Raw genomic sequence first — 4,697 nt, forward strand, 5'->3', positions numbered from 1 at the left:
CTCGACCACATTAGGTAGTCAGCGAGTCTTTTTGCCAGACAAAGATTCTAAAACGCTTTTGCGGCCGAAGGCTTTTCTAAGTTCGGGTTTGTGAAATTCTGCCAGAGCTTTCAGTCGCGCTTGTTCCATCCCAATGGCCCGCCCATTCTGATTGACCCACGTTTGCCAAAGGACATCGCCATTATGCCAAAGCGCAGGGTGCGGCTCTGAGAGGTCGTCCATCGCTTGTTCATTCATCGCGTTTAGCCTCTGACGCCGTTCCACCAACTTCGCTTCCGCCTCCCACAAGGCAGACAACTTAGCGAGCTCTTTGTCGTAAGCCAGTTGTGCCAATTCAGCCAACTGCGCCCACTTATTATTCGCTTGAGCCACGCTTGTTCCCTTTCAAGGTTTCGGCAAATCGGATCGCCACCGCCACCGCAGCATAATGCTCAGGTTTGATTTCCATACCGATCTCCACGACAGCATGAAGCGCGCGCGCTGTTGGAGGGTCTGAATGAATGGGTACATTTGCTTCCGTTGCGATTGCTCTGATGCGCATCGCGATTTCATCAACACCTTTTGCAACGCAGACTGGCGCGCTAGATCGACCACCTTCCCATTTAAGCGCAACTGCATAGTGCGTGGGGTTTACGATGATGACGTCAGCCTTTGGGACATCCGCTACCATTTGATTGAGTGCTATTTCTTGTGCACGCGAACGACGCGCTTGCTTGAGATGTGGGTCGCCTTCGCTATCCTTAATCTCGTCTCTCATTTCTTTATGAGACATTCGGTTCTTACGCTGGTGTTCAAATGCTTGCCATCCAAAGTCAATGACAGCGATGACAGCGGCTACAAGAACAGCCAGACTCAAGAACGATCTCATAAGATCGAAGAGCAATAGAAGAGCGCCCCGATCCGTTCCCGCAGAGGCGCCCACAATCGCATCAAAATTCGCCCGCAAGAACAAGGTGAGGCATAGAGAGTACACCAGCAATTTGACAAAGCTCTTGGCGAACTCAAACAATCCATTGCGACCGAACTTATTTCCAGCGTTTTTCAGAATTGAAACACGAGATAGTTTTGGCTGCACCTTGCTTGGTGTGAAGAGCAATGCACGCTGTGCAAGCAACACGACCACTATCAGTGAAGCCGGGATCAACGCGGCGAGACCGACGAACTGCGCTCCACTCAAAAGCAGAGGGGCGAAGTATCCGTTGCTAAAGGTGAGCGCGTTATCCAGTTCGAAGGCTCGCATCAACGAAAGCTGAAGGCTTGTGCCCAAATTCGACGCGACCGCGCTACCCATCATTATCAAGAAAAGCCATATGCCAAAATAAGACAGAGCAACATTGACGTCGTTCGATCGAGCAACTTCACCCTTCTTTCGCGCATCATCGAGCTTTTTCTGAGTGGGTTCATGACTCTTTTCTGATGAATCGTCCTGACCCGACATTATCCGACCACGCCAGTATTGACGAAGCGAAACAGTGCGTCGGCCCATTTGCTCAGCATCAAAGGAATTGCGATTGCGAACAGGAACAATGCCCCCGCCGTGATAACCGGCGCGCCGACGAATGCGACCATCAACTGCGGCATTGCTCGGTTAATGACCCCGAGCGTCAGGTTATAAAGCAATGACAAAATGAAAAAGGGCGCAGCCAGTGTGAATGCGAGACGAAAGCCCCATGCAATCTGGGCAACGCCGGCCTCTACTATGTTCGCTGTGTCCGGTAGATTGCCGACAGGAAACAGCTCATAAGACCCGATCAGATATCCAGCGGCGCTCACGTGTAGCCCAAGCGTTAATGCTAAAGTCATGCCCGCCATTGTTATTACATGTCCCATCGCAGGCAACGGTTCGACGCCTGCGGACCCTAGGATCTGTGACAACGATGTTGATTGCGCAGCAATTGAACCAGCCGTTTGCAAACAAAACACAAAAACACGAAGCAAAAGACCGAACCACAGCCCTATCCCTATCTCTGATAGAATTGTCGCGAAAATGCGGCTTCCTTGAATTGCTCTTGTCTCGAACTCAGGCAGGATTGGAAAAATGACCAGACTTAACCCAATGGATAGGGCCAGTTTTACACGCGCCGGTACGGAAGCTTCTCCCAGCGCAGGCAACAACGCGATCAACGCCGCAACGCGAAACATCACGGTCAAGAAACTCAGCGCTATTGGCTGCCAGATTTCAGGAACGAGAGTGTTCACGCGGCAGCGACGCCAACTATAGAGGGTGTCGCCTCTGTTCCAATTTCTTCAAACGATAAAACAGGCGCCGTAATCCCTCTGGCAGAAATGATGGTGTTCAGGAACCTGCGCCGTTGTCGGGACGTTACGATCGCTGGCATGACACCGCGTTCAGACTGCTCGGACACTTGGTCGCTCACCGAAGTGACGAGCTTGCTAAATTCCTCGGGTGGTAAAGCAATGTTTGCGACACCATGTTCTGCGTCCAGTTGATACGTGTTGAAGGTTTGCTCCCATTCTGGTGCCAGCTGAATTAGCGGAATGGTTCCATCTGCCCGCTTCAATCCCGACACCAATTGAAAGCCCAGCGCTTGTCGTACGAATTCGCAAGTCGCTTCAGCGCTCGTGTGGATCGGACGAGCCTTGGCGATTGTCTCAACAATTACTGGCAGGTTCCGTATTGAGACTTGCTCAGCCAAAAGAAGCCTGAGGACAGAATGTAGTACATCGAGCGGCACCTTATCTGGGACAAGTTCGTCCAACAAACGGCGGTTTGCGGCAGCTCGTTTTGGATCAGTTACATTTACCATTTCATCAAGCAAACGTTGAAGCGATTTAAACGTCAGTAAACGGCTCAAGTTCTTGCGTAGACACTCCAACAAATGCGTCGCAAGTATTTCGCAAGGGGACACTACGGTTTGCCCAGCAAAAACCGCCTTTTCCTGCGCATCCTGATCGATCCATATTGCCGGAGCGCCATAAACTGGTTCTTCAACTAAATCTTTTTGATTTTGTGCTGCAGAGTCATCTACCAAAGCCAACAGTCTGTTTGGCTGCAAGCTGCCTGTTTCCTGCTCAACGCCTTGAATCTTAATTCTATAGCTCCCAGCGGAAAGCCCATGATCATCCGTCAGGCGAATTTCAGGCATGACAAGGCCAAATTCCTGAGCAACATGCGTACGCATATTGCGAATGCGTGCATCTAACCCCGTCCCCGGATCCAGCACCATTTCAACCAAATCAGGTGCAAATTGAACGTGGATGTCATCGAGGTCCAGAATATCCGCCATCGTTTCCTCAACGGGATCATTACTTTGCTCGACAGGTACATCATTGGAGTGATCTAGCTGCTTTAATCCTCTTTGATACATATGCCAGGCAAAACCAATCAAGATTCCACCGCCCAAAACAAATGGGACAAATGGCAAACCGGGAACCAAAGCAAACAAAACCATTAGCAAGCCAACAGTCAAAAGAGCAGCAGGATGACGCCCTAATTGCTTGAAAAGCGTAATATCGGTGGCGCCAATAGCACCTCCGCGCGCGAGCAATAGCGCCGCTGAGATCGATATAATGACTGCGGGTATTTGAGTGACCAACCCATCACCGACCGTAAGGATCGCATAGGTTTCAAAAGCTTGAAGAACAGGCATGCCTTGGACCGCAATCCCCATAATCAAACCCATTACAAAATTGAGTAAAGTTATCAGAAGACCCGCAACTGCGTCACCTTTCACAAACTTAGAGGCACCATCAAGCGAGCCAAAAAAGGTCGTTTCGAGCTGATCACGTTCACGGCGCGCCTTCGCTTCTGCATGATCAATCGCGCCAGATGACATATCGCTATCAATCGCCAACTGCTTTCCGGGCATCGCATCAAGTGCAAATCGCGCCCCGACTTCAGCCATTCGGGTCGCACCTTTCGTGATGACCATGAAGTTCACAATCATGAGAACTCCAAAAACAACGAGCCCCAAAAACACGCTGCCGCCCATCACAAAATCAGCAAAACCTTCAATAACTCCGCCAGCAGCGCCAGTACCAGTGTGGCCCTGACCGATAATCAATTTTGTTGATGACACATTCAGCGAAAGCCTCAACATCAATGACGCGAGCAAGACGGTCGGGAATGACGAGAAATCAAGAGGACGTTCGACAAACAAGGTGATCGTAAAAATCAGGATTGCGAGCCCAAATGAGATCGCAAGCCCCATGTCTAGAATGAAGGCAGGCATCGGCAAAATCATCATAACGATCACAGCCATCAAAGCCAAAGCCAGCAAAATTGTTGGATTGAAGCTTATCCTGATCATTGTGACGCTTCCGGCATAAGAGAGCCTAGTCGCGCTCGGCTCGCTCGATTAACCAATAAAGGGTACGAATTAGTTCTTTTGACTTGAGTTTGCGCGTTGGCGGACATCGCAATTTGCAGCGGTTCAGGATCGTCATCATAGTGAACCAAAAACCTCGCTTTGTAGGCTTTTGCATGTTCTTCCGTACGAGAGTGATATGCACCCGCAGCCTCGGTCCAATCACCAAACTCTGCATATAGAGCCTTCAAAAACTTGGCCGCATAAAGAGCGTTCTCCTTTGGAGATATCATTTGGTCGAGGCTCACAAATTCTGCGCCATGCCAACGATAGTTAAGCTGGAAGCACCCGAGATCGAAGGAGCGTTCTCCTTTGGCGATAAGTTCGAGCGCTGTTTCGAGCAATTCTCCCTCGCTCGATAACCAACTT

General features: G+C 50.2%; 5 protein-coding genes. All 5 read right to left on the reverse strand.

The genetic code is table 11. The annotated features are described in order from the left end of the window. Positions 1-18: 18 nt before the first annotated feature. Complete coding sequence (locus ABJQ89_RS15210) at positions 19-372, reverse strand: hypothetical protein (protein WP_348497029.1); 354 nt, start codon at positions 370-372, stop codon at positions 19-21. Continuing rightward, positions 356-1,486, reverse strand: coding sequence for a flagellar type III secretion system protein FlhB (locus ABJQ89_RS15215; protein WP_348497030.1), 1,131 nt, complete (start codon positions 1,484-1,486; stop codon positions 356-358). Before ABJQ89_RS15215 ends, ABJQ89_RS15210 begins: the two co-directional genes overlap by 17 nt. Continuing rightward, a complete protein-coding gene (locus ABJQ89_RS15220; RefSeq protein WP_348497031.1) occupies positions 1,438-2,199 on the reverse strand; it encodes a flagellar biosynthetic protein FliR in 762 nt (253 codons plus the stop codon). The genes ABJQ89_RS15215 and ABJQ89_RS15220 overlap by 49 nt, the downstream gene beginning before the upstream one ends. After that, positions 2,196-4,271, reverse strand: a complete 2,076-nt coding sequence (gene flhA / locus ABJQ89_RS15225) for a flagellar biosynthesis protein FlhA (protein ID WP_348497032.1) — start codon at positions 4,269-4,271, stop codon at positions 2,196-2,198. Before flhA ends, ABJQ89_RS15220 begins: the two co-directional genes overlap by 4 nt. Beyond that, positions 4,268-4,697, reverse strand: a 430-nt coding sequence (locus tag ABJQ89_RS15230; RefSeq protein WP_348497033.1) for a transglycosylase SLT domain-containing protein, incomplete at its 5' end; no start/stop codon positions are given. The genes flhA and ABJQ89_RS15230, both read right to left, overlap by 4 nt.

The organism is Planktotalea sp., assembly GCF_039984035.1.
GTDB lineage: Bacteria > Pseudomonadota > Alphaproteobacteria > Rhodobacterales > Rhodobacteraceae > Planktotalea.